Consider the following 24,546-nt stretch of genomic DNA (forward strand, 5'->3'; position numbering starts at 1 on the left):
GATGCCGGTCGCCTGGAACAATGCGGCCGAGAGGGCCCCGGCGGGAACCGGGGCCTTCTGCCACGCGGCGGGAGGCCCGCCCTACGCCAGCGCCCGCCTCTGGCCGCACCGCTCGCTTCCCGCCAGGGGCTTCGCCGCTTTCATCGCGGCCTTCGCCTGCATGATCCTGATCCCGGTCGTTCCGCTTCTCGGGACACCGGTCTTCTGGGGGCTGCTGCCGTTCGGGGCGGGCGCCGTGCTGGCTCTCTTCTATTCCCTGCAGCGATCCTACAGCGACGGCGACCTCGTGGAGGAGTTGACGCTCTGGTCCGATCGCGTGGAGCTCGTCCGCCACGACCCCAGGCAACCGGACCGTTCATGGAACGCCAATCCGCATTGGATTCGCGTGTCGATCCGCAACGGCACGCGCCCGGTCGAGAATTACCTAACCTTGAGCGGGAACGGGCGGGAAGTCGAACTCGGCGCGTTCCTCAGCCCCGAAGAACGCCTTGTGCTCGAAGACGAACTTCGTCTGCGCCTCGCAAGGCTCGCGCAGTTGTAGATCCGGGCACGGGCGGTCGCGCAACCAGCCACCGCGACCTGACGAAACTGCCGGGAAGCTTCGCGGCGACGAAGCCTCAGGCCAGTCGGTCCTTGACGCGGGGGCCGACCGCGCCGAAATCCATCTGCCCAGCGTGGCGCGACTTCAGGTCGCTCATGACGCGCCCCATGTCGCGGATCGAACTGGCCGAATTTCGCGCGATGGCCTCGTCGATGGCGCGGTCCGTCTCCGCCTCGCTCAATTGCCGGGGCAGAAACTCCGTGATGATCTCGATTTCCTCGCGTTCGCGGTCGGCGAGCTCGAGCCGCCCCCCCTCCTCGTAGGCTCGGACGCTTTCCTGACGCTGCTTGACCATGCGGCCGAGGATCTGGCGCACGGCCTCGTCGCTGACCCCGCCCGGGGCGTCATCCTCGGTCCCCCGCGCCGCGATGTCGCGGTCCTTGATCGCCGCGTTGATCAGACGGAGTGTGGACAGGCGACCGGCCTGCTTCTCCTTCATCGCGGTCTTGAGGGCGGCGTTAATGCGGTCTCTCGTCTTCATGGGATCGATCCGAACCTGAAAAGAGCTTCGGGATACTGCGAAACGGCCAGCCACGCAACGCGGAGCAGGGCTTGACCGGCCCTGCCGCCCTCCATAGGTTGCCGCAGATTTGCCCGCCCCCTCGAGACAGGAGAGCTGCCCGATGCCGCGCCCGACGCCAACCGCATGTCTTGCCCTTGCCGACGGGACGATCTTCTACGGCCGCGGCTTCGGTGCCACGGGCGACACGACCGCGGAGCTTTGTTTCAACACCGCGATGACCGGCTATCAGGAGATCATGACCGATCCGTCCTATGCCGGGCAGATCGTGACCTTCACCTTTCCCCATATCGGCAATACCGGCGTCACGCCCGAGGACGACGAGACCGCCTCGCCGTTTGCGGACGGAATGGTGGTCAAATGGGACCCGACGGAGCCCAGCAACTGGCGGGCAACGGATCGGCTGGGCGCCTGGCTCGAGCGGCATGGCCGGATCGGGATCGGGGGGATCGACACGCGGCGGCTGACCCGCGCGATCCGGCAGCAGGGGGCGCCGCATGTCGCCCTGTCGCACGACCCCGAGGGACGTTTCGACATCGGCAAGCTCGTCGCCGCCGCGCGGGGGTTCGACGGTCTCGTCGGGCGCGATCTCGCGCGCGACGTGACCTGCGCGCAATCCTATCGCTGGGACGAGATGCGGTGGGCCTGGCCCGATGGTTTCGTCCGCCGCGAAGCGCCGGGGCGCCGGGTCGTGGCGATCGATTACGGCGCCAAGCGCAATATCCTGCGCTGCCTCGCCTCCGCGGGCTGCGACGTGACCGTCCTGCCGGCGACGACGACGGCGGACGAAGTGATGGCCCACGATCCGCAAGGCCTGTTCCTGTCGAACGGCCCGGGCGACCCGGCGGCGACCGGTACCTACGCGGTCCCGATGCTGCAGGAGATCATGCAGGCCACGTCGATGCCGATTTTCGGTATCTGTCTCGGCCATCAGCTCCTTGCCCTCGCGCTCGGGGCGGAGACGATCAAGATGAGCCACGGACATCACGGCGCGAACCACCCGGTGAAAGACGTCGAGACGGGAAAGGTCGAGATCACCTCGATGAATCACGGCTTCACCGTCGACAGCCAGTCGCTGCCCGACCGCGTGATGGAGACGCATATCTCGCTTTTCGACGGTTCGAATTGCGGTATCCGCCTTGCCGACCGTCCGATCTGGTCGGTCCAGCATCACCCGGAGGCCAGCCCGGGACCACAGGACAGTTTCTACCTCTTCGAGCGCTTCTCCCGCGCGATGGATGCCGCCACGTAAGAGGCGGGGCTTAAGAGCCGGTTAAGCGAATCGCGCGAGTTTGACGGAACCGTACCTCTGAGGTTCCGTTCGACGTGCCGCAGCCGATATTCCTCGCCGCAATTCCCCATGATGCGTCCCGCGCCGCGCGTCCGAGGATCGGGGATCAGCTCGTCGAGGCGGGTGATATCGATAACGACACGCTCGACTGGGCCCTGATGCGCCAACGCGGCAGCCTCGCGACCTTCGGCGAGATACTCGAGCGCAACGGACATATCACGGAGGAGCGGCTCTACGCGATGCTTGCGGAGCAGTTCCAGACAGAGCTTGTCAGATTTCCCGGGGAACGGATCGCGCCCGACCTCCTCGATCGGCTCGGCCCGTCGCGCTGCGCCACGGATCGGATCGCCCCGCTCGGACGCAGGGGCGGTGTGACGCTCGTCGCGACGAGCCGACCCAACCGTTTCGACGGGATCCGTCCCGACCTCGAAGCGGTGCTCGGCCCCGTCGCCATGGTCGTGGCGCTTCAAAGCGAGCTTGGGGAGGCCTTGTCGCGAATGCGCCGGCATCACCTCGTTCGACAGGCCGAAACGCGAGCACCGGGGCCGCACTCCGCCAGGACCTTGTACGGATCTCGCCGGTGGACCTTTGCCGCGATCTTCGCGGCGGTCTTCCTCGTTCCGGCGATCATGATGCCGATGGCGACCTTCATGGCGCTGTCGATGGTCGCCTTCGCCACCCTGATCGTGAACACCGCGCTCCTCGTCGTCGCCACGCATCTCGACCGCGTGAGAGGGCCCGACGAACGCGGTGAGACGATCCCGACCCTGGCGCGCATGCCGAAGGTCACGCTGCTGGTCCCGCTCTTTCGCGAAACCGAGATCGCGGGAGACCTGCTCGCGCGCCTCGATCTGCTCGATTATCCGCGAGAATTGCTCGATATCTGCCTCGTGACGGAGAGTTGCGACCGGGTGACCGCCGCGACGCTCGCCCGGACCACCCTGCCCTCATGGATCCGGATCGTTTCCGTCGCACCCGGCAGCATCCAGACGAAGCCACGCGCCATGAATTACGCGCTCGATTTCTGCGACGGCTCGATCATCGGAGTCTACGACGCCGAGGATCAGCCGGCCCCGGATCAAATCCTGCGCGTCGTACGCCATTTCGCGGCCTCGACACCCGAGATCGCGTGTCTTCAGGGACGTCTGAACTTCTACAATGCCCGCGATAGCTGGATTTCGCGCTGCTTCTGTATCGAGTACTCGACCTGGTTCTCGATGACGCTGCCCGCGCTTCGCAAGCTCGGCTGGGCGCTGCCCTTGGGTGGGACCACGGTCTTCTTCCGCCGTGCGGCCCTCGAGGCCGTCGGCGCGTGGGACGCGCACAACGTGACGGAGGATGCCGATCTGGGAATGCGGCTCGCCCGGCACGGATACCGGACGGAACTTCTCAATTCCACGACCGAGGAGGAAGCGACGACCTCCGCCTGGAAATGGATCCGCCAGCGTTCCCGGTGGCTCAAGGGCTACGCGATCACCTATGCCGTCCATATGCGCAATCCGCTTCAGCTGGCGCGCGACCTGGGACCCTGGGGTTTCGTGGGCTTCCAGGTGCTGTTCCTGTCGAGCCTTCTCAGCACGCTGCTCGCGCCGATCCTGTGGTCCTTCGCCCTTTTGTCGTTCGACATTCCGCATCCGCTACGAGGCGAGATCCCGGCCAACCTGTCTCTCTGGCTCATGGTCGGCATGAGCTTCACGGCGATCTGCAACTGGGCCGCGAGCGCGTCCGCCCTGATCCGAATGGGCAAGCCCGAGCTGATCCCGTGGATCCCGGTCCAGTATCTCTATTATCCGCTCGCCACCGTCGCGATCCTCAAATCGCTCGTGGAACTGCTCGTCTGCCCGACCTTCTGGGACAAGACGGAACATGGCGTCTCGAAGCCCGACGCCGTCGCGGGCCGGGCCTAGAGCCGCGGATCGTTCGCCGAATCGTGCTTCAGGCGCGTCTCGAACGCCTTCGAGATATGCTCCGCCAGTGCCGCATAGGCGGCATCGCCATCCCCCGCTTCGATCGCCGCGACGATCCGTTCGTGCTCGACCAGGGCATCTGCCCCGCGGCCCTCGATCGCGAGCGACGTATTGGCCAGAAGCGCCATCGACCTGTGGACGAGGTCGAGTTGCTGGACGAGGTAGCGATTGTGCGAGGCCAGGTGAATCTGCTTATGAAAGCGACGGTTCGCGCGGTTGAGCGCGGCGGGGTCGCCGAGCCTTTCGTGATCCTCGGCGACCATCTGGCGCAGCACACGCACCTCTTCCGCAGCCGCATGACGCGCCGCGAGCCGCGCGGCCAACCCCTCGAGCTCGGTACGCACAACGTAGAGCTCGGCCAGCTGGTTGTGATCCAGCGAGGCCACGATCAGGCTGCGACCGTCGCGCATAAGCAGCGATTGCGTCTCGAGCCGCTGCAGGGCCTCGCGGACGGGGGTACGAGAGACCCCGAACCGCTCTGCCAGTTCGTTCTCGACCAGCCGGTCGCCGGGGCGGTAGACGCCGAGGTCGATCGCGTCGAGGATCATCGCATAGGCATCGCGCTGCACCGGTTTCGTGTCCGTCATGACGGGTCTCCGTTCGGATCGGGCGATCCTAGACCGCGGGGCCGCAAGGGGAAACCCGCGGTCCGGCGCGCGGAGCTGCATGCGTGCCCGTTCCCTTCCGCGGCCGGACACCTAGATTGCTCCTCATGGAACGACAACGCATCGAGACGGAAACAGATATCGTGATCTCCGGCGCCGGGATCGCCGGGATGGTGCTCGCGGCGCTTCTGGCCCGCCGCGGCTGGCGCGTCGTGATCTGCGATCCGGCGCCGCCGCCCGAAGCCGCCGATGCCGCGGGGTCCGACCTGCGCTCGACGGCCTATCTCGCCCCCTCCGTGGAGCTCTTGAAGACCGCCGGTCTCTGGACGGCGCTGTCCCCCCATGCCACCGATCTGGGCGCCCTGCGGGTGGTCGATACGAAGGGCTGGCCGCCACGGCTGACCGAAGAGCGGACATTCCGGCCCAACGAACTCGATCTCGAGGCGTTCGGAAAGAACGTGCCGAACTGGCGCGCGCGCCATCTCATCGCCCAGACATTGGAGCGTGATGACAGGATCGACCTACGTCTCGGGGTGGGCTTTGCCTCCATGCTCGCCCGCGACGACGCCGTGCTCGTCCGCCTGAGCGACGGGTCCCGAATCCGCGCCCGGCTTCTGGTCGGTGCGGATGGCCGGGCCTCGCCGGTGCGGGACGCCGCCGGGATCGACGCCACGATCCGGCGTTACGGTCAGAAGGCGTTCGCCTTCGCCGTCCGTCACGACCGGCCCCACGAGAACGTCTCGACCGAGATCTACAATGCGGGCGGGGCCTTCACGACCGTGCCGCTCGCCGATCACGAGGGCGGCCCGGCCTCCGCCATCGTCTGGATGAACGACGGGCGGCGCGGCCTCGACCTCATGGAGATGGGAGAAGAGGATTTCGCGCGGGAGCTGAACCTGCGTGCCCTCGGGCTTCTCGGGCGGATGACGAAGATCACGGAGATCCGGCTCTGGCCGGTCATAACGCAGACCGCGCGCCGGCTCACCGCCCGACGCGTCGCGCTGGTGGCGGAGGCGGCGCATGTCCTCCCGCCCATTGGGGCGCAGGGGCTCAACACGTCGCTCGCCGACATCGCCGCGCTCGATGCCGCCCTGGCGGACGGCGATCCCGGTGCGCCGCAGGGCCTCGACCGCTACGCAGCCGCACGCGAGCGGGACGTGGCGGTGCGGGCGCGGGTGATCGACGCCTTCAACCGTATCTGCCAATCCGACGGGGAAGCTCTGCAATCGCTGCGGCTGACGGGATTGCGCGCGGTCCACGACATCGCTCCGATCCGGCGCCGTGTGATGGGCGCGGGTCTTCGCCCCATGGGGACGGCACTCTAGAGCGGTCCGGGGCGACGTTCCTCGCTGAGGAGCACGTTCGCCTCGACGTTGCCGACCCCCGGTAGCGCAAGGATGCGGCGACGCAGGACACGTTCGAAATCGGCGAGGTCACGCGCGATGACGCGGAGACGGTAATCGTAGAGACCAAGGACGTGCTCGACCGTCTGCACCTCCGGGATGGCGGTGATCGCTCGCTCGAAATCGGTCAGGCTGACGCGACCACGGGTCGCGAGCTTCACGCCGAGAAAGACCGTTACACCGAAGCCCAGTGCCTCGAGATCGAGATCGAGACGGCGGCCCGCGAGAATCCCCGCCTCCTCGAGCCGCCGCACGCGCCGCCACGTCACCGGCTGGCTCAACCCGATCCGCGCCGCGAGGGCAGGTGAGGACAGCGTTGCATCCTCCACGAGAGCGTGCAGGATCGCGCGGTCTTGCGCATCGAGCTCGATCACAGCGGCAGACGCTCCGCGGTCTTCAGGGTGGCCACATGCATGAGGGATTCGATATCCGCGATATGGGGCAGCGTGACGATCCGGGAGCGGTAGATCTCGTGGTAATGCGGCAGCGTGCGCGCGATGACGCCGAGCCGGACATCCACGCGGCCCAGGAACGTCTGGATCTCGACAACCTCCGGCACCTCCCGTGCCGCCGCGATGAAACTGTCGAACGCGTCAGGCGCGGTCTTTTCCAGCGTGAAACGCAGGCTGACCTCCACGCTGTAGCCCATCGCCCGCCAGTCGATCCGCGCCCGCTGGCCCCGCAGGATGCCCTCGCCGCGCATTCGATCGAACCGGCGTGCAGCGAGCCGGGCGCTCACGCCCGCGCGCGCGGCGAGCGCCTGGACGGTCGCCACCGGATCGTTCTGAAGCTGGCGCAACAGGCGCCGGTCAGTATCGTCAAGCATCGAACCAGCTCCAATACGACTATCGGCGAATAAGAATTACCATACTCCTGCGAATACCTGTAAGGAACCCGTCTTTCTCTGTCGATCAACGCTCATATGATGCGCAGCGAAACGAAAGAGGGAACCTGATCATGCGCGTCTATTACGATCGCGATTGCGACATCAATCTCATCAAGGACAAGAAGGTGGCGATCCTCGGCTATGGCAGCCAGGGCCATGCCCACGCGCTGAACCTGCGCGATTCGGGCGCCAAGAACCTCGCCGTGGCACTCCGCGAGGGATCGCCGTCGCGGGCCAAGGCCGAGGGCGAGGGCCTGCAGGTCATGGGCATCGAGGAAGCGGCCGCCTGGTGCGACCTGATGATGTTCACGATGCCGGACGAATTGCAGGGCGCGACCTATCGCAACCATGTCCACGACCACCTGAAGGAAGGTTCCGCCATCGCCTTCGCGCACGGGCTGAACGTCCATTTCGGCCTGATCGAACCCAAGCCGGGCGTCGACGTCATCATGATGGCGCCGAAGGGACCGGGCCACACGGTGCGGAGCGAGTACGTGAAGGGTGGCGGTGTCCCGTGCCTCGTTGCGGTGGACAAGGACGCGTCCGGGCGCGCGATGGAGATCGGGCTCAGCTATTGCTCGGCCATCGGCGGGGGGCGTTCCGGCATCATCGAGACGAACTTCCGGCAGGAATGCGAGACCGACCTCTTCGGGGAGCAGGCGGTCCTCTGCGGCGGTCTCGTCGAACTGATCCGCATGGGCTTCGAGACCCTGGTCGAGGCGGGCTACGAGCCGGAAATGGCCTATTTCGAGTGCCTTCACGAGGTAAAGCTGATCGTGGACCTGATCTACGAGGGCGGCATCGCGAACATGAACTACTCGATCTCGAACACGGCGGAATACGGCGAATACGTCTCGGGGCCGCGGATCCTTCCCTACGAAGAGACCAAGGCCCGCATGAAAGAGGTCCTGCATGACATCCAGACCGGGAAGTTCGTGCGCGACTTCATGCAGGAAAACGCCGTGGGCCAACCGATGTTCAAGGCCACACGCAGGCTCAACGACGAGCACCAGATCGAGCAGGTGGGCGAGAAGCTTCGCGGCATGATGCCCTGGATCTCCGCCGGCCGCATGGTCGACAAGTCGAAGAACTGAGCCGTTAAGACGGACGCCCGGCGTACACAGGACGTACACCGGGCGTACATTTCCCGTACACGGAACGTGCAGCCGGCGTACAGCTCACGCGCAGCAGCTGTGCCGACATCGTATGCCGGACGTACACGGGATGTGCGGACATCGTACACGGGACGCAGGACCGTCCCGCCGAACCGGGGACGGCGCGCGCCCGGTTCAGGCCACCCGGGCGATCCGGTCGGCGAGCCCGTCCACGACCTCGCTCAGCAGGTCGGCATCCTCGCATTCGGCCATGACGCGGATCAGCGGCTCGGTCCCGGACTTGCGGATCAGGAGCCGTCCCTGCCCGTTCAGACGATCCTCCGCCGCCGTGATCTCCGCCCGCACGTCTGCATCCGCAAGCGGGTCGGCGCCGGCGGCGTAGCGGACGTTCTTGAGGAGTTGCGGCACCGTGTCGAACTGCACGCTGAGCTCGGAGGCGCGGCGTCCCGTCTCGATCATCGCGGAGAGAAATTGCAGCCCTGCGACAAGCCCGTCGCCGGTAGTGGCGTGGTCGGTCATCACGATATGGCCCGATTGCTCGCCACCGAGGTTGAAGCCCCCCGCCCGCATCGCCTCAACAACATAGCGGTCGCCCACGGAGGTGCGGTGGAGGTGCAGACCGTGACCGTCGAGATACCGCTCGAGCCCGAGGTTACTCATCACGGTCGCAACGAGGGTGCCGCCGTTGAGCCGCCCCGACGCCGCCCAGGAGCGGGCGAAGAGCGCCATGATGTGATCGCCATCGGCCACGCGGCCCTTCTCGTCGATGATCATCACACGGTCGGCGTCGCCGTCGAGACAGATGCCGAGATCGGCACCCTCGGCCACGACACGCTCTGCCGCCGCCTGCGGGCAGGTCGAGCCGCAGCCGTCGTTGATGTTGGTGCCGTCGGGCGAGACGCCCATCGCGACGACTTCGGCGCCGAGCTCCCAGAGCACCTCCGGCGCGACGCGGTGCGCGGCGCCGTTGGCGCAATCGATCACGACCTTCACCCCGCCGAGATCCTGGCCCGCCGGAAGGGTGGCCTTGACCCGCTCGGCATACCGGAACCGTCCGTCGTCCACCCGCTTGGCACGACCGATATTCTCGGGCCGTGCGGGATCGACGCCCGTGCCGACCATCGTCTCGATCTTCTGCTCGGCCTCGTCGGAGAGCTTGAAGCCGTCGGGGCCGAAGAACTTGATACCGTTGTCCTGGTGCGGATTGTGGCTCGCGGAGATCATGATCCCTGCATCGGCGCGCATCGACTTCGTGAGCATGCCCACCGCGGGCGTCGGGACCGGCCCGAAGAGGAGGACGTTCATCCCCACGGAGGTCAGACCCGCCGTCATCGCGGTCTCGAACATGTAGCCAGAGAGCCGCGTATCCTTGCCGATCACCACGCGGTGGACGCCCGTCCCCTCGCGACGGAAATACCGGCCCGCCGCCGCCCCGAGGCGCATGGCGAGTTCCGCCGTCATCGGATGGGTATTGGCCGTGCCGCGGACGCCGTCCGTGCCGAAGAGGCTGCGGGTCATCTTGCATCTCCCTCCATCGCCGCGCCCCAGAGGGCGAGGGCCTGTCGCGTCTCGGCCATATCATGGACCCTCACGATCTGCACGCCCTGGGCTACGGCCGCCAGCGCCACGGCCACGGAACCCGGCATCCTGTCGCGCGGCTCGGGCGCGCCGCCGATCCGTCCGATGAAGGTCTTGCGCGAGGCGCCGAGGAGGAGCGGGACGCCCAGCGCGTGGAAGAGCGACAGGTTCGCAAGGATCGCGAGGTTGTGCGCCTGGGTCTTGCCGAAGCCGATACCGGGATCGGCGACCAGCCGCTCGCGGGGAATACCGGTGGCTTCGGCCGCATCGAGCCGGGAGTCGAGCGCGTCGTAGACGTCGAGCACGACATCCTCGTAGCGCGGATCCCGTTGCATCACCTGCGGTTCGCCCTGCGCATGCATGAGGCAGATCGCGTGACCCGACGCCGCGGCGGCGGCGGGCATGTCCGGGTCGAACGTCATGGCGGACACGTCGTTAAGCATCGTCGCGCCGGCGGCGAAGGCAGCCTGCGCCACCCGCGCCTTCCGCGTGTCGATGGAGATCGGAACGGGGCTTTCGGAGCGGATCCGCGCGATGACCGGGGCGGTCCGGTCGATCTCGACCGTCTCGTCGACGGTCTCCGCGCCCGGTCGCGTGCTCTCTCCGCCGATGTCGAGGATGTCGGCCCCCTCGGCCACAAGGCGCCGCGCGTGATCCGAGGCGGCCTCCCGCGTGTGGTGGAGGCCCCCGTCGGAAAAGCTGTCGGGCGTAGCGTTGAGGATCGCCATGATCCGCGGACGGTCGAGGCCGAGCCCCGCGATGGCGGGGCGCCCGGCGACGAGCCGGTCGCGGATCGCATCCGGAATGTCGGAGGCCGGGACGATCCGAGGCGCGCCCGACCGCGAGAGTTGCGCTGCGTGCGTGAACCAGGCCCAGCCCCCGGCCAGGCTCAGCGCCTCCGTCGGGCGGTGGGGGCCGATCTGTGGCAAAGGGCGGAAATAACTCACGCGAGAACCACGCGTTCACGAGGCGCCGTGGGCGTCATCGGTCTTCGCTGACGATTGAGGTCTCCGGATTCCATCTTCGCCCCCGCGTTGTCCGCGGCCGCAATACCGGGTTCGCAGGGCGAGCAAAAGGGCGGCGGATCAGCTCTGGGCGTAGAAGTGATGCGCCCCGATGGTGACGGTCCGGTCGAAGACCCGCGACCAGTAGGGCGAGACGGCCCGCGTGTGATAGTAGAGCGCGCCTTCGGTCAGCGGGCGCGACCCGCCATCGAGCATCAGCCGGGCGATCTTGCCGACCTGTCGCCAGGCCCACTTCTCGCGAACATTCTCGGGGATGCCGTCGCAGGTATAGGTGAACTGGCAGGCGAACTTGCGCCCCGTTCCCTGATTGACCACGCGGCAGACGCTGGACGGAAACCGGGCGGAGTCGACGCGGTTCAGGATCACTTCGGCCACGGCGAAGATGCCACGGATCGATTCCCCCCGCGCCTCGAAATAGAGCGCCTCCGTGAGGCAGTTCCACTGCGCGTCGCCCGTGGCCGTGGGCAGGCTGTCGACGAAGGACGCGGAGTAGTCGATCCGCTGCGTGGCCCCGAACGGCACGGTGTCGAGCAACATGTCGCTGACGACACCGCCACGCGACGGTTCGATCGACGGCGCGAAAGGTCCGAGAAGGCTCGCGAGGTTGGGGCCGAGCTGGATCCTCGGATCGTTCTTGAAGCCGATCATCTCGTCGGCATGCACGGCAGGCGACACGAATGCCATGACCAGTGCGCAGACGTACAGCGCCTGTTTCAGCAAGATCCGCATAGAGCCGGTTCCGTCCTGAGGGAGGCGGATCCCGATCCCCATCGGTCGCCACCTCGGTGCAAGCAACCAAGGTGCTAACCGACGTTAACGGATCCGACAAACCGTGCGCGGCGCGACCGGCGGGATTTCGCCTATCGCTCGGGGGGTGCGGTCCCGGTCGCGCCCGCTTCGCGGATCGCGAGATGCGCGGCGGCGAGGCGCGCCACCGGCACGCGGAAGGGCGAACAGGAGATGTAGTCGAAGCCGGAAGACCGGCAGAAGGCGATCGCCTCCGGATCGCCGCCATGCTCGCCGCAGATCGACAGCGTGATGTCCGCGCGCCCGGCCCGGCCGCGCTGCGCCCCGATGGTCAGGAGCTCGCCCACGCCGTCGAGATCGAGGCGGAGGAACGGATCTTCCGGAAAGACCCCCTGCCGCACGTAGTCTGGCATGAAGCGGCTCGCGTCGTCGCGCGAGAGACCATAGGTCATCTGCGTCAGGTCATTGGTCCCGAAGCTGAGGAAACCGGCATATTCCGCGATCTCGTCGGCCCGTAGCGCGGCGCGCGGCGTCTCCACCATGACGCCGAGGCGATACTCGAAGGCGATGCCCGTCTCGATGCGGACCTGTGCCGCGACCGCGTCGATGCGGGCACTGACGAGTTCGACCTCCCTGCGGGCGGAGACGAGCGGGATCATCACCTCGGGCGTGACCCGGGGCGCCACGTCGACCGCGGCCTCGAAGATGGCGCGGGCCTGCATGTCGTAGATTTCCGGCATCGCGATCCCGAGGCGGACCCCCCGGAGGCCGAGCATCGGGTTGATCTCCCGCAGGGCCGCGATCCGCCGTTCCACCGCCGATGCCGGCATGGCGAGCGCCTCGGCGAGCGCGCGTATCTCGTCGGGATCCTCCGGCAGGAATTCGTGCAGGGGCGGATCGAGGAGACGGATGCAGACTGGGCGGCCGGCCATGATGCGGAAGAGCTCGGTGAAATCCGCCCGCTGCATCGGCAGAAGCCGTTCCAGCGCGGCCAGGCGATCACCGGGGCGCTCCGCCAGGATCATCTTCCGCATCACGGTGAGACGATCGGCGTCGAAGAACATGTGCTCCGTCCGGCAAAGACCGATCCCCTCGGCGAGGAACCGGTCGGCGATGGCGGCTTCGGCAGGCGTGTCGCAATTGGCCCTTATGCCGATGTCGCGCCGTTCGTCGGCCCAGTCGAGAAGCGTGCGGAAGGCGCCGTCGAGCGCCGGCTCGATGAGAGGAGCGGCCCCGGCCATGACCCGCCCCGTGGAGCCGTCGAGGGTCACGAGATCGCCTTCGCGGAGGCACACGCCATCCCGGGCGGTCAGCGTGCGCGCCTCGGGGTCGATGGCGAGGTCCGTCACGCCGACGACGCAGGGCAGTCCGAAGCCGCGCGCGATGACGGCCGCGTGGCTCGAGACGCCGCCACGGCCCGTCAGGATCCCCACCGACGCGTGCATCCCCTGGACATCGCCCGACGTCGTCTCGCGGCGTACGAGGATCGCGGGGATGCCGTCCGAGGCCGATCTCTGCGCCACGGCGGCGTCGAAGACGAGCCGACCGGTCGCGGCGCCGGGGCTCGCGGCGATGCCCTCCCCGATCACCGGCGTGGCGGCCTTCGCATCGACCTGCGGGTGCAGCAGATCGAGGAGGGCCCGCGGCTCGACCCGCAGGACGGCCTCCGCCTCGGGGATGGTGCCGTCAGCGGCGAGCGCCACCGCGATCTGAACCGCCGCGCGGGCGCTGCGTTTCACGCGCACCGCATCGAGGACGTGGAGCGCGCCATGCTCGATCGTGAACTCGATCTGCATCTCCTCGCGCAGCCGCTGGCGGCAGAGCGCGCCGTAATCCTGCAGCTGGGCGAACAGATCGGGACAGAGCGCCTCGAGCGACGGGCCGCGCGGATCGCGGGTGAGATAGAGCGCGGGCACATCGGCGAGAAGCGCCTCCCGCCCCTGGCTCTGCCGCAGATAGCGGCCGGTGATCTGCGGCTGACCGTCCACGGGGCTGACGAACTGGATCACGCCCGACCCGGATTCGGCCTGGCCCGGATCGCCGACACCGAGCGCCATCTGCTGGACGACGAGGCCCAGTCCGGCATCGTCGGGCGCATTGCGGGCCTGGCGGAGAAGGCGCGCGGTCGGTCTGTTCCACGCGCGCGCCATCGCGCCGAGCACACGGGCGAGCTGCTCCGCCGGATCCTGCGGAAAGCCCTCCCCCGCCGCGAGCTCGAAATTCCGAAGCAGGGTGGAAATGTCGCCGGTCCCGATCCGGTCGGGATCGAGGCCCGCGACATGGGTCGCATAGGCCCGGATGAACCTCGCATAGAGCGCATCCGCGCCCTCCGCCCCGATCTGCGCGACGAGGTCCGCGTGCCGGTCGTCGTTCATCCCGACATTCAGGATCGTCGCCGGTCCGCCCCAATCCGCAGCGCCCGAGGAGGGCCGGACGGAGACGAGCGCGCCCGCGGGAAACTGCGCGAGGATCCCGCGCGTATCGATGCTGCCGCCATCCGCGATCCGCGCGACGGTCGCGAAATCGAGCGCCTCCGTCTGCGGAACGGGCAAGCCCAGGCGGATCAGGCGCTGCAGGCATTTCGCACGGCCCCCATGCGCGTTGACCCGGATGTTCGCGACAGGCGCGATCCGGGTAACGCCGGCCACGGCGATGAAATGTTTCTGCGATGCAGCATCGTTCATGCTGCGCAATGTAGGGTGCCTGCCGCAATGCGGCAAGTTTGCCTACCCCTCGATCCGTGTAAGGTCGGCCACGTCGAGGCAGAGCCTTCGTATGCGGCTGAGGAGATTCAACCGGTTGCGGCGGACCACCTGGACATCGCTGTTGATCTGCACGGCCTCGAAGAAGACGTCGATTGGCGCCCGTAGGCGTGCCAATCCCGCCATCGCGGCGGTAAAGTCCTCCGATTTCATCGCCGCCTCGATCCCCGGCTCTTCCGAATCGAGCGCGGCGAAGAGGGCGCGCTCCGCCTCCGTCTCGGCGAATTTCAGGTCGGCGCCGTAGCTGTACTCGACCCCGTCCTGCTCCTCCGCCTGGCTGAGGATGTTGTTCGCGCGGCGGAAACCCTGGAGCAGGTTCTCCCCGTCATCGGTCTTCAGGAACTCCGACAGCGCCCGCGCGCGGCGGACGAGGAGGGTGAGGTCGTCGTTGCCGTGCATGGCGAGGCAGGCGTCGATCACGTCGTGCCGGATGCCTTCGTCGCGGAGATGGACCTTCAGGCGGTCGTGGAGGAAGGCGAGGAGGTCCGGGCCGTATTCCTCGGGTTTCGGACCGACGAGCCCGGCTTCGTTCTCCGCATGAGAGAAATCGGCCTTCGAGAAGACCCGGTCCCCGATGAGGTTCAGTCGCAGGTCGTTCGTGAGCAGAAGCCGGATCACGCCCAGAGCCGCGCGCCTCAGCGCATAGGGATCCTTCGAGCCCGTGGGCTTTTCCTCGATGGCCCAGAAGCCCGTCAGCTTGTCGATCTTCTCTGCGAGCGAGACGGCGATGGAAACGGGTGCGGTGGGCACGGTGTCGGAGGGGCCGAGCGGCGCGTAATGCTCGGCAACGGCCTGCGCGACCTCGTCCGGAAAGCCCGCATCCGTGGCGTAGTAGCGGCCCATGATGCCCTGCAATTCGGGAAACTCGTAGACCATCTCCGAGGTGAGGTCGGCCTTGGCGAGCCGCGCGGCCTCCTCCGCCATGTCGGGATCGGCGCCGACCGACGGCGCCATCTCCCGCGCGAGGGCGGCGATGCGCGCCACCCGGTCCGCCTCGGAGCCGAGCTTCGCATGGAAGGTCACGGAGCCGAGCGCGTCAAGCCAGGGCCGCATCTTCTCCTCCCGCGCCACGCGCAGGTCGTTTTGCCAGAAGAACGCCGCATCGGCGAGGCGAGCGGCGAGCACGCGCTGGTTGCCCGCGAGAATCGTCGCGCCGTCATCCGCCGTCTCCCGGTTGGCGACGGTGACGAAGCGGGTGATCCGGCCCGACGTCTCGCGGACGGAGAAGAACTTCTGATGCTCCCGCATGGAGGTCTGGAGCACCTCGGGCGGCAGGTCGAGGAACGCCTCCCCGATCCGGCCCATGAGCACCACGGGCCATTCGACGAGGCCCGCGACCTCGCGCAGGAGCCCCTCGTCCTCCACCACCTCGAGCCCCGTCGCGAAGGCGAGGCCAGCCGCGTCGTGGCGGATGATCTCCGCCCGCTCGGCCGGGTCGAGGATCACCTTCGCGCGTTTGAGCTTCGCCGCGTAATCCTCGAACCCCGTCACCCGGATCTCGGAAGGCGCCATGAAGCGATGACCCTCCGTCACGTCGGACGCCGCGATTCCGTCGATCTCCAGCGGCACGATCTCGTGCCCGTCCTCGCGCGTCAGGATGCACAGGATGCGGTGAAGCGGGCGGACCCAGCGCAGGCTCCCCGTCCCCCAGCGCATGGATTTGGGCCACGGAAAGCCGCGGATCGTCCGCTCCAGCACCTCGGCCACGATCTCCGCGGCCGGGCGTCCCGCGCGGTGGATGGTGGCGACGTAGACCTGGCCCTTCTTCTCGTCGCGGATCTCCAGCGCCTCGCGCGCGACGCCCGCGCCGCGCAGGAACCCCTCGACGGCCTTCTCCGGCGCACCGACCTTGGGGCCTCGCCGCTCTTCCCGCGTATCGGGGGACCGCTCCATCACCCCCTCGAGCGCGAGGGCAAGCCGGCGCGGCGTGGCGAAGGCACCCGCATGGGCATAGGTGAGCCCCGCCTCGACCAGGCCGTCGGTGACGAGCTTGCGCAGATCCTCGGCCGCGCGGGCCTGCATCCGGGCGGGGATTTCCTCGGAGAAGAGTTCGATCAGGAGATCGGGCATTACTGGACATCCTCGCGCGGCGGGCAGGCTTCGGTGGTGGGGGTGCCGGTGTAGTCGACGTCGCCGCAATTGTTGAGCTGGTGCCAGACGTAGCCATGGCCGTCCTCGGTGAGGGCCACGATGCGGTCGACGCCGTAGGCGTAGTTCCGTTCCCCCAGGAAGGCGGTCGCGCGCCCGTCGAGGAGCGCCGAACCGATCGCGGCGGCGTCGAAGCAGTCGAACCAGCCCGGCGCGTTCAGCGGCTCCGCGTCCTCGTAGGGCCTATAGGTCTCGCGCGCCGCGTCCGGCGTCAGGTCGGTCCGGAAGCAGGCGCGGAAGCGGATGGGGGAACTCTCGGCGTCGATCGCCTCGATCTTCGTAGCGGGGATCGCAACGGGCTCGTCGCGGCCCAGGGGCGTCAGGCGTACGTCCTCTGCCGACATCTCGGGCTCCTCGTAGAAGTAGTAGACCTGCAGGTAGTAGACCGACCCGGCGGTCAGAAGCCCGAGGACGACGAGGAAGATCGCGATGAGCTTGCCGATCATGCCGCCCGGCCGCCCGGCACGGTCGCGAGGAACGCGTCCGCGCAGGCCCGCGTCAGCGCCCGGACGCGCCCGATATAGGCCTGCCGCTCCGTCACGGAGATCACGCCGCGCGCATCGAGGAGATTGAAGAGGTGCGAGGCCTTGATCGCCTGGTCGTAGGCGGGCTGCGCCATGACGATCACCCGCCCGGTCTTCGGATCGGTCTCGGGCTCGGCCAGGATGCGGGCGCATTCGGCTTCGGCGTCGCGGAAATGCGCGAGCAGCATGTCGGTGTCGGCGGTGTCGAAGTTCCAGCGCGCATATTGCGCCTCCGCGTCGCGGAAGACGTCGCCGTAGGTCAGCGGGATCGGGGCGTCGGGGGCGTTGAACGGCATCTCGTTGCCGTCGTCGTGCCCGAGCACGTACATCGCGAGCCGTTCGAGGCCGTAAGTCAGTTCCCCGGAGACGGGGCGGCAATCATGCCCGCCGACCTGTTGGAAATATGTGAACTGTGACACTTCCATCCCGTCGCACCAGACCTCCCAGCCGAGGCCCCAGGCGCCGAGCGTAGGGCTTTCCCAATCGTCCTCCACGAAGCGGATGTCGTGCAGCTCCATGTCGATCCCGATCGCCTCGAGGCTGCCGAGATAGAGCGCCTGGAGGTCGGGGGGCGACGGCTTGATGATGACCTGGAACTGGTAATAGTGCTGCCAGCGGTTCGGGCTGTCGCCGTAGCGCCCGTCCGTCGGACGGCGGGAGGGCTGGACATAGGCCGCGGCCCAGGGGTTCGGCCCCAGGGCGCGCAACGTGGTCGCGGGATGGAACGTGCCCGCGCCCACTTCCATGTCGTAGGGTTGCAGCACCGCGCAGCCCGCTTCGGCCCAGTAGCTCTGCAACGTGAGGATGATATCCTGGAAGGATCTGGGGCGGTGGCGCGGCATCGGACGGGATCCCTCAAGCGGGCGGACAGGATGCCCCGAAGGGCGGCCTCTCCATAGGCAGACGGGCAACAGGCGTCAATCGGACGCCCCCGGCGCTGCCCGGCTTTCTTGACGTCGCCGGTGTTTTCTTACTCACTGCGTCCTGATCCGGAGAACGGTCCGGACCGAAGACGGGACTCCCATGAGACATCTGATCGTCGCCACGCTGGCCTGCATCCTGGCCATCGCCTCCCAACCGGCGGCCGCGCAGGACAACTACTGGTTGCAGATCGCCGCGCGACCGAGCGCGGCGGAGGCGACGCGCGACGCGGAGAACTACGCCGCGCGGCTCGACGGGGTCCGAGGCTTCCGGATCGGTTCGGGGCGGTGGCACGCGATCGTCATCGGCCCGTTCGGGCGGGCCGAGGCGGAGCGGCGCCGGCGCGATCTGATCACCCGCGGCCTCGTGCCCCGCGATGCTTTCGTGACCGACGGGGAGTCCTTCCGCGCTTCGTTCTTTTCCTCGGGTTCGGACCGGCCGAGCCCGGCGGTGATCGAGCCGCCCCGGCGGAATGCGACGGAGCCCGGAACGCAGACACCGGCCGAAGCGCGCCGCGCCGAGCGGGCCCTGTCGTCCGAAGCGCGGCGGGAGGTGCAGGCCGCTCTTCGATCGGCGGGCTTCTATGATGGTGCGATCGACGGGGCATTCGGACCCGGCACGCGGCGCGCGATGGCGGCCTGGCAGCGTGCGAATGACCATGCCGAGACCGGTGTTCTCACGACGACGGAGCGCACGGCCCTCCTCAGGGCGCATCGCGCGATCCTCGAGGGGCTCGGCATGGCGCGGATACGCGACGATGAAGCCGGGATCGCGCTCGACATGCCGACCGAGCGGCTGGCCTTCGAGCGGTACGAGGCGCCGTTTGCCCATTATCCCGCCAGAGCCGAGGACGACACCGCCCGGCTTCTCCTCATCAGCCGGCCGGGGGACCGCACGACCTTGCGCGGTCTCTACGACGTGCTGCAATCGCTTGAGATCGTCCCGCCCGACGGCGCGCGGTCCCTGCGCGGCGACGCCTTCACCATCGAGGGGCGGAGCGCGCAGATTCTCTCGCATACGGAGGCCCGCCTCGCGGATGGCGCGATAAAGGGGTTCACCCTGGTCTGGCCCGCCGACGAGGAGACGCAGTGGCGGCGGGTCGTGGCGGAGATGCAGGCGAGCTTTTCGGCGATCCCGGGCGTCGTCCTGGCAGAGGATGCCGGCTTCGCCGGGGAGGCGCAGAGCATCGACCTGCTCGCCGGGCTGGCGATCCGGCAACCCGACATCGAACGCACGGGGTTCTACGTGACCGCGGACGGGCGCGTCCTGACCAGCGCCGATGCGGTTGCTGGCTGTCGTCGCATCACGCTCGACGATGGTGTCGAAGCCCGGGCCGAGGCGGTCGATCCGGGCGCGGGCCTGGCACTCCTCTCGCCGCTGGAGCCGCTCGCGCCGCGGGCCCGGGCGGCATTCCGGCGGAGCGTTCCGCGCCTCGGGACGGAGATCCTCGCCGCGGGCTTCCCGTTCGGCGGCGCGCTCCCGGCCCCGTCCCTGACCGAGGGGCGGCTAGCCGATCTGCGCGGCCTGGACGGGGAGGAGGATGTCCATCGCTTCGATCTCGGCATCCGGCCGGGCGATGCGGGCGGACCGATCCTCGACCCGGCGGGCGCGGTGCTCGGCGTCCTTCTGCCCCGCCCCGGCGCGGCGGAGCGGCGCCTGCCGCCGGGTGTCGCCTTCGCGGCGGATGTCGGCGCGATCGAGGCCTTCCTGACGGCGAACGGCGTGCAGGCGCAGCAGGCGACGGCGACCGCCCCCCTGCCCGCCGCGCAGATCGAGACCCTTGCCGCCGACCTTGCCACGCCCGTCGGTTGCTGGAAGTGATCGTGACCGCCGTCAGGCGCGGGTAAGCCCCCGAAACCGGTGCGTCGCGTGGGGCCTCGGCGACCGCGCGCGTGCGGGCTCGAAGCTCGCTTGGATGCAATATCGGGGGAACCCTGCCCCGCCCCGGCCGGTTGTCCAATCGATTCCACGAAACACCTTGAGGGAGGCACCATGCGCGATACCACCGATCTTCGTTCGCTGCTCGACGATCCCGAGCTTCTCCAGACGAAAGCCTATATCGCCGGTACGTGGTCGGACGCCACGAACGGCGCGACCTTCGACGTCACCAACCCGGCCCGCGGCGATCTTCTCGGGAAGGTCGCCGATCTCGACCGCAAGGACGTTGCCCGCGCCATCGACGAGGCCGAGCGTGCCCAGAAGGATTGGGCGAAACGGACGGCCAAGGACCGCGCCACGATCCTGCGCAAATGGTACGACCTGATGGTTGCCCATGCCGACGACCTCGCCACGATCCTGACCGCCGAGCAGGGCAAGCCCCTCACCGAGGCGAAGGGCGAGATCATCTACGGTGCGAGCTTCATCGAGTGGTTCGCCGAGGAAGCGCAGCGTATCTACGGCGAGATCATTCCCGGCCACGCCCCCGACAAGCGCATCCACGTGTTGCGCCAGCCCATCGGCGTCGTTGCGGCGATCACCCCCTGGAACTTCCCGAACGCGATGATCACGCGCAAGGCCGGACCGGCGCTCGCAGCCGGCTGCAGTTTCGTCGTCCGCCCGCCGAAGCTCACACCGCTCTCCGCGCTGGCACTCGGCGTCCTCGCCGACCGCGCCGGGATCCCCGCGGGCGTGCTGTCGATCGTGCCCTCCACCGCTTCCTCCGAGATCGGGAAGGAATTCTGCGAGAACCCGATCGTCCGCAAGCTCACCTTCACGGGCTCCACGGAGGTCGGACGCATGCTCCTCGCGCAGGCGGCGGATCAGGTGATGAAGTGCTCGATGGAGCTTGGCGGCAACGCGCCGTTCCTCGTCTTCGACGACGCCGATCTCGATGCCGCGGTCGAAGGGGCGATCGCCTCCAAGTACCGCAACGCCGGACAGACCTGCGTCTGCGCCAACCGCATCTACGTGCAATCGGGTGTCTACGATGAATTCGCCGAAAAGCTGCGCGCGAAGGTCGCGGAGATGACGACGGGTGACGGCCTCGTGGAGGGGACGGATTTCGGCCCGCTCATCGACGAGGATGCGGTCAAGAAGGTCGAGGACCACGTCGCGGATGCGACCGGCAAAGGCGCGGAAGTGATCCTCGGCGGCAGCCGCCACGAACTGGGCGGCACATGGTTCGAGCCCACGATCCTGAAGAATGCCACGCAGGACATGGCCTTCGCCACCGAAGAGACCTTCGGCCCGCTCGCCCCGCTCTTCCGTTTCGAGACGGAGGACGAGGCGATCGCGCTCGCCAACGACACGATCTTCGGCCTCGCGAGCTACTTCTATTCCAAGGATCTGAGCCGCGTGACGCGGGTCAGCGAGGCGCTCGAATACGGGATCGTCGGGGTGAATACCGGCATCATCTCCACCGCCGTCGCGCCGTTCGGAGGCGTCAAGCAATCCGGGCTCGGCCGGGAAGGTAGCAAGCACGGCATCGACGAGTTCGTCGAGATGAAATACGTCTGCCTCAGCGTCTGACGCGCAGGCGATCGAACGAAAAAAGGCCGCGCGATTGCGCGGCCTTCAACATTCAACCGTCCGATTTGGATCAGGCGGCGTTGCGATTCTCGACCGCTGAGCCGTTGAGCGTATCGCCGCTAGCAATCTCGATGCGGCGCGGCTTGAGCGCTTCCGGAACCTCGCGGACGAGGTCGATCTGCAACATGCCGTTGACGTGGCTCGCGCCGGAGACGCGGACGTGGTCGGCAAGGTGGAAACGACGCTCGAAGGCCCGTGTCGCGATGCCGCGGTGGAGATACTTCCGGTCGGCGGCGTCATCGGCCTTACGGGCGGCGACGATGAGCGCGTTCTCGCGCTGCTCGACGTTCAGTTCCTCATCGGTAAAGCCTGCGACGGCAATCTCGATCGACCAGGATTCGTCACCGGTCTTCTCGATATTGTAGGGCGGATAGGTCTGCGCCCCGGTCTGATCGGACATCACGCGGTCCAGGAGATCGGCCATCTGGTCAAAGCCGACGGTGGCGCGATAGAGGGGGGCAAGATCGAAGCTACGCATAGTGAGTCATCCTTTTTCTCAAGCGACAACATATGTTTGGATCCTCCCTCGTGGGACGGACCCGGAACGTCGGACCCGATCCCGGCGTCCAACGAGAGCGATGTGGTGAGCCCAGACGCGGGGGTCAATATTCCATCGCGGAAATTTTTCGACCGGCGACCGGCCCTGTCACGGGCGGAGAAACTTCGCTCCGCCGAGCGACACGGCCTCGTCGCGGGAGAGCTGGCGGATCCCGCCCGCCTCCGCCGGCCGGACGCGTTTGGAGCCGGAGAGCTGGGCCTTGAGAGCCGGCAATTGATCGTCGAGCCCGATCGCGACGGCGAGCTTCCGATCCCCCATCCACGTCATGGCCGAGATCACCGAGACGACCTCCGGCCCGTCCGGTCCGAAGCGCAGCACCGGGGCACCCGAGGCGCCGCGGTCGACATCGCAGACCAGGACGATCCGTGCCTCGCGCCGGTCGATCACCGGGCAGTTCTCCTCGATCGAGGCGTATTCCGATCGTCCTTCGGCGTAGGAGACCACGCCCACCGTCTCCCGCTTCTCGGGATCGGCCCCGATGCGCAGGCCAACGATGCGATGACGCTCTATCGGGTCCGAAAGCTGCACGAGGGCGATATCGTTCCTCTGCCCAGCCGCGCCGGCCTGCCCGATATCGTAATCAGGCGGTATCGCGATCCGGCGACCGTAACGGAGCGCCTCGGCGCCGCCGTTCCGCCAGCCCGCGAGAAACAGGATGTCATCTGCCGCGATGGGCCGGTTCGCCCGATCGACGACGCAATGCGCGGCCGTCAGGACGAGCTCCGGCGCGATCAACGTTCCCGTGCACATCCTGTCGCCCTCGATCTGCAGGCGGCCGACGGCGGAGAAGATCCGCCTTTCCGCATCGGCAAGCGACCGCAACCCGTCCCCGGCCGCGAGCGGCGCGGACAGGGATACGAGGCAGAGGAGGAGGGAGAGGGAATTTCGGACGAGGGACATCGGGCGCGCTCCGTTCGGCGTGCGCGCCCTATCCTCCTTCCGGGGCGATCCCATGGCGAAAATCTAGCTCGCGCGCGGCATGTCTTCGACGCCGAAATCGGCGGACCCGAGCTTGGAGGGGCGCGGGCCACCCGTGGCCCAGTCGATGAGTTCAACCGTATGGACCACCGGGATCGACGTCCCTGAGGCGATCTGCACCATGCAACCGATATTGCCTGCCGCGATGATCTGCGGGGACTTCGCCTCCAGCGTCTCCAACTTGCGGGCCTTCAGCTTGGCGGAGATCTCGGGCTGCATGAGATTGTACGTCCCCGCGGAGCCGCAGCAGAGATGCGGGTCCTTCGGCTCCACCACCTCGAACCCCGCACGCTTCAGAAGCGCTTTCGGATGCGCGGTGACCTTCTGTCCGTGCTGAAGCGAGCAGGCGGAGTGATAGGCCACCCGGACGGGGCCATCGGACGATTCCTCCACATGGGCTGCGTCGATGCCGGCGATGTCCTCGGCCGCCTCGTTCAGGTGCCCGATCGGGTCGGTTCCGGGCAGCAGTTCCGCCAGGAGTTCGGTCACGTCGACGGTCAACTCGCTGATCCGGCGGGCGTCTTCCGCGAGCCTGTCATCGGTGCGGAACATGTGCCCGTAATCCTTGACGGTGGTTCCGCAGCCGGAGGTGTTGATGACGATCGCGTCGAGGCCCCCGTCGCGCTCGACAGCACGCCAGGCGGAGATGTTCTTCGCGGCCGCCGCATGGCTCTCGTCCGTCTGCCCCATGTGGTGGACGAGCGCCCCGCAGCAGCCCATTTCCTGCGGGATCACGATCTCGCATCCGAGACGGGTGAGGAGCCGGATCGTGGCCGCGTTGATGTCCTGGTCGAGCACGCGCTGCGCGCAGCCCGTCATCAGGACAACGCGCTTCTTCCGCTCACCTTCGGCGGGGATGATGCCGGGCGCGTCCTTGCCGCCGACCTTCGGCACCGTCGCCGGCGCCATGGCGAGCATGGCGCGAAGCCGCGGATCGGGCATCAGCCGCGCGAAAGGCCGTCCGAGCTTCGCGCCCATCAATGCGAGGCGGAAGCGCCCCGGATAGGGCAGGATCCGCGCCAGCGTCCAGCGCAGCGCCCGGTCCATGAAGGGCCGGCGGTAGGTCTGCTCGATATGGGCGCGGGCGTGGTCGACCAGATGCTGGTAATGCACCCCCGAGGGACAGGTCGTCATGCAGGCGAGGCACGAGAGGCACCGGTCGATATGCTTGACGGTCTTCTCGTCGGCGGGCCGGTCGTTCTCCAGCATGTCCTTGATGAGATAGATCCGTCCCCGGGGGGAATCGAGTTCGTCGCCCAGGACCTGATAGGTCGGACAGGTCGCCGTGCAGAACCCGCAATGCACGCAGGCGCGCAGGATCTCGTTCGAGCGGGCCGTGTCGGGATCGGCAAGCTGGGCGTCGGTGAAATTGGTCTGCATGTGGCTCC

The 24,546-nt window shown here is 67.8% G+C and carries 21 protein-coding genes; 7 read left to right on the top strand and 14 right to left on the bottom strand.

Annotated features, from left to right (window positions below; genetic code table 11):
• The first annotated feature begins 1 nt into the window (after position 1).
• The gene (locus LX81_RS12345) at positions 2 to 541 is read left to right on the top strand and encodes a DUF2244 domain-containing protein (RefSeq protein ID WP_111537639.1); all 540 of its coding nucleotides are present in this window, start codon (positions 2 to 4) and stop codon (positions 539 to 541) included.
• A gap of 76 nt (positions 542 to 617) precedes the next feature.
• Here the strand turns inward: LX81_RS12345 and LX81_RS12350 are convergent, their stop codons facing one another.
• Complete coding sequence (locus LX81_RS12350; protein ID WP_111537640.1) at positions 618 to 1,082, bottom strand: GatB/YqeY domain-containing protein; 465 nt, start codon at positions 1,080 to 1,082, stop codon at positions 618 to 620.
• 142 nt (positions 1,083 to 1,224) lie between these two features.
• Here LX81_RS12350 and carA point away from each other — a divergent pair, with 142 nt between their 5' ends.
• Both carA and LX81_RS12360 read left to right on the top strand, forming a co-directional pair.
• Positions 1,225 to 2,373, top strand: coding sequence for a glutamine-hydrolyzing carbamoyl-phosphate synthase small subunit (carA, locus tag LX81_RS12355; RefSeq protein ID WP_111537641.1), 1,149 nt, complete (start codon positions 1,225 to 1,227; stop codon positions 2,371 to 2,373).
• A 74-nt stretch (positions 2,374 to 2,447) separates the two neighbouring features.
• Positions 2,448 to 4,319 carry a glycosyltransferase gene (locus LX81_RS12360; protein ID WP_111537642.1) on the top strand — a complete coding sequence of 624 codons (1,872 nt, stop codon included), beginning with the start codon at positions 2,448 to 2,450 and terminating at the stop codon, positions 4,317 to 4,319.
• On the opposite strand, the gene LX81_RS12365 is transcribed toward LX81_RS12360, so the two are convergent.
• Positions 4,316 to 4,966 (bottom strand): GntR family transcriptional regulator, encoded by a 651-nt coding sequence (locus tag LX81_RS12365; RefSeq protein ID WP_111537643.1) that lies wholly within the window; start codon positions 4,964 to 4,966, stop codon positions 4,316 to 4,318. The two genes, LX81_RS12360 and LX81_RS12365, sit on opposite strands and share 4 nt — an antisense overlap.
• Positions 4,967 to 5,091: 125 nt before the next feature.
• Between LX81_RS12365 and LX81_RS12370 the strand changes: the two genes are divergently transcribed.
• Positions 5,092 to 6,309, top strand: coding sequence for an FAD-dependent monooxygenase (locus tag LX81_RS12370; RefSeq protein ID WP_111537644.1), 1,218 nt, complete (start codon positions 5,092 to 5,094; stop codon positions 6,307 to 6,309).
• Here LX81_RS12370 and LX81_RS12375 read toward each other — a convergent pair.
• Together LX81_RS12375 and LX81_RS12380 are read right to left on the bottom strand one after the other, a co-directional pair.
• Positions 6,306 to 6,761, bottom strand: a complete 456-nt coding sequence (locus LX81_RS12375) for an Lrp/AsnC family transcriptional regulator (RefSeq protein ID WP_111537645.1) — start codon at positions 6,759 to 6,761, stop codon at positions 6,306 to 6,308. The two genes, LX81_RS12370 and LX81_RS12375, sit on opposite strands and share 4 nt — an antisense overlap.
• Complete coding sequence (locus LX81_RS12380; RefSeq protein ID WP_111537646.1) at positions 6,758 to 7,213, bottom strand: Lrp/AsnC family transcriptional regulator; 456 nt, start codon at positions 7,211 to 7,213, stop codon at positions 6,758 to 6,760. The genes LX81_RS12375 and LX81_RS12380 overlap by 4 nt, the downstream gene beginning before the upstream one ends.
• A 131-nt stretch (positions 7,214 to 7,344) precedes the next feature.
• On the opposite strand from LX81_RS12380, the gene ilvC reads away from it, so the two are divergent.
• Entirely contained in the window at positions 7,345 to 8,367 is a 1,023-nt protein-coding gene (gene ilvC, locus LX81_RS12385) for a ketol-acid reductoisomerase (protein ID WP_111537647.1), read from the top strand.
• Positions 8,368 to 8,562: 195 nt separating this feature from the next.
• Here ilvC and glmM read toward each other — a convergent pair whose 3' ends face one another.
• The 7 genes from glmM to LX81_RS12420 all read right to left on the bottom strand — a co-directional run bounded on the left by glmM (position 8,563) and on the right by LX81_RS12420 (position 18,014).
• A complete protein-coding gene (glmM, locus tag LX81_RS12390; RefSeq protein ID WP_111537648.1) occupies positions 8,563 to 9,906 on the bottom strand; it encodes a phosphoglucosamine mutase in 1,344 nt (447 codons plus the stop codon).
• Complete coding sequence (gene folP / locus LX81_RS12395; protein WP_111537649.1) at positions 9,903 to 10,913, bottom strand: dihydropteroate synthase; 1,011 nt, start codon at positions 10,911 to 10,913, stop codon at positions 9,903 to 9,905. The genes glmM and folP overlap by 4 nt, the downstream gene beginning before the upstream one ends.
• 138 nt (positions 10,914 to 11,051) lie before the next feature.
• Positions 11,052 to 11,720 (bottom strand): cell wall hydrolase, encoded by a 669-nt coding sequence (locus LX81_RS12400; protein WP_234822594.1) that lies wholly within the window; start codon positions 11,718 to 11,720, stop codon positions 11,052 to 11,054.
• Between the two features lie 131 nt (positions 11,721 to 11,851).
• Positions 11,852 to 14,422, bottom strand: a complete 2,571-nt coding sequence (locus tag LX81_RS12405; RefSeq protein ID WP_111537650.1) for a putative PEP-binding protein — start codon at positions 14,420 to 14,422, stop codon at positions 11,852 to 11,854.
• A gap of 42 nt (positions 14,423 to 14,464) precedes the next feature.
• Positions 14,465 to 16,570, bottom strand: coding sequence for a glycine--tRNA ligase subunit beta (gene glyS, locus LX81_RS12410; protein ID WP_111537651.1), 2,106 nt, complete (start codon positions 16,568 to 16,570; stop codon positions 14,465 to 14,467).
• Entirely contained in the window at positions 16,570 to 17,094 is a 525-nt protein-coding gene (locus LX81_RS12415; protein WP_111537652.1) for a DUF6446 family protein, read from the bottom strand. The genes glyS and LX81_RS12415 overlap by 1 nt, the downstream gene beginning before the upstream one ends.
• Positions 17,091 to 18,014, bottom strand: a complete 924-nt coding sequence (locus LX81_RS12420; RefSeq protein WP_111537653.1) for a glycine--tRNA ligase subunit alpha — start codon at positions 18,012 to 18,014, stop codon at positions 17,091 to 17,093. Before LX81_RS12420 ends, LX81_RS12415 begins: the two co-directional genes overlap by 4 nt.
• Positions 18,015 to 18,195: 181 nt before the next feature.
• Between LX81_RS12420 and LX81_RS12425 the strand changes: the two genes are divergently transcribed.
• The gene (locus LX81_RS12425) at positions 18,196 to 19,914 is read left to right on the top strand and encodes a serine protease (protein ID WP_111537654.1); all 1,719 of its coding nucleotides are present in this window, start codon (positions 18,196 to 18,198) and stop codon (positions 19,912 to 19,914) included.
• A 171-nt stretch (positions 19,915 to 20,085) separates the two neighbouring features.
• Positions 20,086 to 21,561: an NAD-dependent succinate-semialdehyde dehydrogenase gene (locus LX81_RS12430; RefSeq protein ID WP_111537655.1), complete on the top strand. Its 1,476-nt coding sequence runs from the start codon at positions 20,086 to 20,088 to the stop codon at positions 21,559 to 21,561.
• A 70-nt stretch (positions 21,562 to 21,631) separates the two neighbouring features.
• On the opposite strand, the gene LX81_RS12435 is transcribed toward LX81_RS12430, so the two are convergent.
• The 3 genes from LX81_RS12435 to glcF all read right to left on the bottom strand — a co-directional run bounded on the left by LX81_RS12435 (position 21,632) and on the right by glcF (position 24,538).
• The gene (locus LX81_RS12435; RefSeq protein WP_111537656.1) at positions 21,632 to 22,099 is read right to left on the bottom strand and encodes an Hsp20 family protein; all 468 of its coding nucleotides are present in this window, start codon (positions 22,097 to 22,099) and stop codon (positions 21,632 to 21,634) included.
• Between the two features lie 168 nt (positions 22,100 to 22,267).
• On the bottom strand, positions 22,268 to 23,080 hold the full coding sequence (locus LX81_RS12440; RefSeq protein WP_170133928.1) for a trypsin-like serine peptidase: 813 nt from the start codon (positions 23,078 to 23,080) through the stop codon (positions 22,268 to 22,270).
• A 63-nt stretch (positions 23,081 to 23,143) separates the two neighbouring features.
• A complete protein-coding gene (gene glcF / locus LX81_RS12445) occupies positions 23,144 to 24,538 on the bottom strand; it encodes a glycolate oxidase subunit GlcF (RefSeq protein WP_111537658.1) in 1,395 nt (464 codons plus the stop codon).
• Positions 24,539 to 24,546: the final 8 nt, after the last annotated feature.

Source organism: Palleronia aestuarii, assembly GCF_003253995.1.
Classification (GTDB): Bacteria; Pseudomonadota; Alphaproteobacteria; order Rhodobacterales; family Rhodobacteraceae; genus Palleronia; species Palleronia aestuarii.